A 3,975-nucleotide genomic window follows, 5' to 3' on the forward strand; every position below is an offset into this window, starting at 1 on the left:
CTCAAGATCCCCAAGGGGTTCCACCTTGACAGGCGCCAAGAACCTGCGGCATAAAGAGGCCGCGACGAACGGCTCCGACAGAAAAGGGCTTCGGACCCTACTGTTGCATTTAGTATATGAATCCTGGAACTTCCGTGAGGTGTGACTGAAAACGGGCTTTCCGAGGCGTATGCTGTTCGAACCGGTCCTTGGAAAGGCCGTGCTTTGTATGGGGGCGCGAAGAAGTGCCGATTGGTCCGTGCGGTCAGCCACACTGCGGTAAACTCGTCGCTCAAACCTTCTTTTGGCGACTAAAACGGGGGAGGCGGATCTTCCCCGAAAAGCGTCGAATAGTCTCGCCGAAAGTTGGCCGGAATATCGCGCTCGTATTGCCAATACTCACATATCTGGCGAACCACATCCATTTCGATATGCTTTGTGTCGAGCATCAGGTGCATGAGTCCCAGCGTGGTTGATGTGGCTATGCCAAAAGCATCCGCAAGAGCGAGCATATCCTGATCGTCAGTCACAATCTGAATATCCAGCACATGCGCCGTGACCAGGGCCATTATGTCCACGTAGGAAGTCCCCAAACCTTCTGAGCGTGCATGGTTAGCAATGTAGTCGTAGGTTTGCTTGATTACTTTCTGCTCTTTTCGCGAGATTTGGATCTTACACGCCCGATTGTCGCGATATTCCTGAGCGTCTACCCAACTGAATTTGTTCTGCAAACGCCTACTTCTGGCAAATTCCTTTTCCAAGTCGGCAATGACATATAGGCGGTACCGCTTGGTGTCCCCGAATTCTTGGTTGAGGAGAGGATGAATGCTTCTCGCAAGCCGAAAATAAGCATTGCTATCGAGGGGGATATTGGTGTGAGCCATTCATCGAAGCTCCTCAACGATTTCCATCGCGTCTCGCAGCGGAAGTTGCAGTACAGTTTCCACGAAACCCGCTGAGACATTCGTTGAACGGACATATCGTTGAAGTGCGTCGAAGAAAGGACTTTGGAAATCCTCATGGCATACGGATATGTATTGCTTCGCGCTTGGCGGCATCTGAGGGAACAAGAGCCCCGAAACGGTGCTGAATTCTTTGTTGAAGTTCGTCGAAGCAGCGTAAATATCTCTTCCCACGTCGACAGACGCAACATCGTGTTCTCGCGCATACTCCTTGAGGGCGAGATTCACGGTGGTCGGCGAAATCCCATACTCCCGCGCGATATCCTTGATGCGGTTAATCCGCGCTCCTTTCCCGCGGATATTGCTCAAGTCATCGTGCGCCGCGTGGGCGCTTGCTTCCGGGAAAAGAAGTGCCTGCGCGAAAGCATCAGCGAAATCCTCGCCTGCGTCTTCACAGAGTGCGGGTGCATAAACATGCCCCAATTCATGTGCCATCCAAAATTTGAAGTCATGAATGTTGCTGTCCAGGTTCAGATAAACCCAGGTGGTCATGGAGTCCGGAAGGTAGATGTGAAGGGCGTTTTCATGATGGCTTTTGTCGCCCCAGAGAACGGGGACGATGACCGCATGAAGCTGTGCGAACTGGTCAATGAGATCCCGGAATTGAACAGGCTTTGTATCCTGGATATTTATTTCCTGTCGGATCTTTATCGCAACTTGCTGAAGATAGCGATATTCACATTTGGGGTTGCGCAAGGTTGCGGGGCGTGCTAGTTGATCAAAGGGAAGCAAGGCGGCCAAATGGCGCAACAGTACTCCCATGTGCTTTGCCCGCTCCAAATGATCCTGTGTAGTCTTTCGCCCACCTTTGCGCCGAAAGGCCACCACCGGCTCCATCGGATCGTCTGATTCCTTGACCAGTTGCTTGAAACTGAGTTTAAGTAACGTGCCGAGTTTCAGGAGTTTGTCTGGCCTCGGAAAATCCTCCAAGTTTAGCCACTTGGTCACTGCGGCACGAGTGACCCCGATTTCTTTGGCTATCCACGCCTGATTACGACCTTGTTCACGCATTGCGGTCCGTACGGATTCTATGTTGAGTGTCTTTCCCATACCTATATCATACCCGATTTGTTAACTTTTGTCAACTTATGGTTCAGATGAATACCGGGTCGGTGAGCACCGGCTTCAGCGAGACTACCTCATCGTCACACTGGTCGAGGCTTTCCTCTTCCCGGATCAGCAGGGCGCAGCGGATAGCGTCAATGATATGGTCGTTGCCTTTTGAATAAACAACCTTGCCGTCTCGCAGGGTGTAGGTATGTGTCGTGAACTGATCCTCGATGTCCATATCTTCGGCGGGCAGCACGAGTTGTTTCCGTTGCAGCGCGCCGTTGATAATGCTGGTCATCAGTTCCTTGGTGCGCTTTTTGACCTCGCGGCCATCGCGCACGGCAAGCCGGGTCATGCCGCCGAAATCGTAGCCTTTGAGCCGTCCTTCCAGCCCAAGTTCCTTGTATTTGTCAAGCGTCAGCAACTCCTGCACCACGGCCAGGCCGTTGCCGCCGTTGTCCACGCCGATACCCATGGGCGTGTAATACCGTTCCAGAAGCGCGATGGTCTGCGCGATATGTGGATAGGCTACATGCTCCAGGTGCAGGCGCAGTACAAGCCGCAACACCTTGCGTTCACCCACCTCGACCTCATGGAATACCACGAGCTCCGTTGGGTCGTTGGTATACCCGAGGTCGCCGCCGATCCAGTACACGCCCGTCTGTGGCGTCAGGTTAAGCAGCATTTCCAGTCGGTCGTGGGTCGCTTCTTCGTCCGAACAGTCGCGCAGTTCCGAATCGGTGATGACAATCTTGCGGTATTCCAGCACATCCTGCCGGCAGAGGTTGAACTGCTCGACGTTGAAGGCGCCATAGGACGGCTTACCGTGTTCGCCCGCGACCTCGTGTTGCCAACCGGAAGTATCGCGTCCGCCGTAGAATTCCAGGAGTTCCGCTTCGCGCTCTTCGCTCCAGTGCGGGTTCAACCAGGAAGGCCACCGGAACACGGTAAACTGCTCGGAGAAGGTGAGTCGGTAGTAGGTCGTGTTCCGCAGCCCATTAGGCGTTGAATAGATGCGCAACGTGCCTGTGGCGTTAAGACACTGCCGCAACGCTTTCCACGCCCGTTCGCTCAGCCATGCGGCCTCATCCACCCAGATGCGGTCCACATGCAGCGACCGGAACGCATCGCCATAGGCGCCTGCCGGCCGGAAGTAGAGGATGCTGCCATTGGTGAATTCCAGTCGGAAGTAGGGCTTCCGATGAATCTTTGGTTTGCCGTATTTCGTGATCGCAACGCTGTTCATCAGGTCGTCGTTGTGGTCAAGTTGGAACTCGATTTCCTCAATGACCGTATCAAGATGCCCCTGATGAGGCGCGGCAATAAGCCCCTGGCCGCCGCGGGTAATGAAGGCGAAATGCAGCACTTGCGTGGTAAGGTTGATGGTCTTGCCAACGGCGCGGCCGTTGTGATAGATGATATTGAGCGGGCCGAATTCGCGCAGGGCAATGGACCGGGGCCTGGAAATAAACTCCCCGGAGGAATCGCTGGTGGGGAGAAAGATGCGCACGGGCAGCCGGGTGAAATTGTAGCCGGGCAGGAATCCTTCCGAGGCCAGGTAGCGATAGGGGTAGAATTCGGAGAGTTCCGACGCGCCACCGCAATGCTGGTTGCGCAGGAGATCCAACTGGCGAGTGGCCTGGTCCTGGTTGCGCTTGTATTTCCGATATTCATCACTGCCCAGGCTGAGCAGGCCGCTTTCGATTTTCTGCGTGGCCCGTGTGAGCAGTTCGCGGGCGGAGCGATAGAGGCGGCGCCAACGGTCCAAGGCTTCATCGAGATGATCGGTCATGCGGGCGAGGTTCTGATCCACCCACTGATCCGAGTGCCAGGTGGAGGCATGGCTTGTCAATTCGGGCAGGAAATCATGAATCACGCGAGCATAGGTTGATTTGATTTCATTGAACCGGGCGGGTGACAATTCCAGGCCCGCGTGCACCTCGGGCGTCAAGGGCATACCCCCCCCGTCATCGGTGACCAGGGC

The 3,975-nt window shown here is 54.9% G+C and carries 3 protein-coding genes; all 3 read right to left on the reverse strand.

The genetic code is table 11. From position 1 onward, the window contains the following. Positions 1-290: 290 nt before the first annotated feature. On the reverse strand, positions 291-863 hold the full coding sequence (locus GX117_13500; protein NLO34345.1) for a DNA-binding protein: 573 nt from the start codon (positions 861-863) through the stop codon (positions 291-293). Then, on the reverse strand, positions 864-1,952 hold the full coding sequence (locus tag GX117_13505) for an ImmA/IrrE family metallo-endopeptidase (GenBank protein ID NLO34346.1): 1,089 nt from the start codon (positions 1,950-1,952) through the stop codon (positions 864-866). 82 nt (positions 1,953-2,034) lie between these two features. Continuing rightward, positions 2,035-3,549 carry a hypothetical protein gene (locus GX117_13510; protein ID NLO34347.1) on the reverse strand — a complete coding sequence of 505 codons (1,515 nt, stop codon included), beginning with the start codon at positions 3,547-3,549 and terminating at the stop codon, positions 2,035-2,037. Between the last annotated feature and the right edge of the window lie 426 nt (positions 3,550-3,975).

The organism is Candidatus Hydrogenedentota bacterium, from assembly GCA_012523015.1.
In the GTDB taxonomy this organism is placed as follows: Bacteria; Hydrogenedentota; Hydrogenedentia; order Hydrogenedentales; family CAITNO01; genus JAAYBJ01.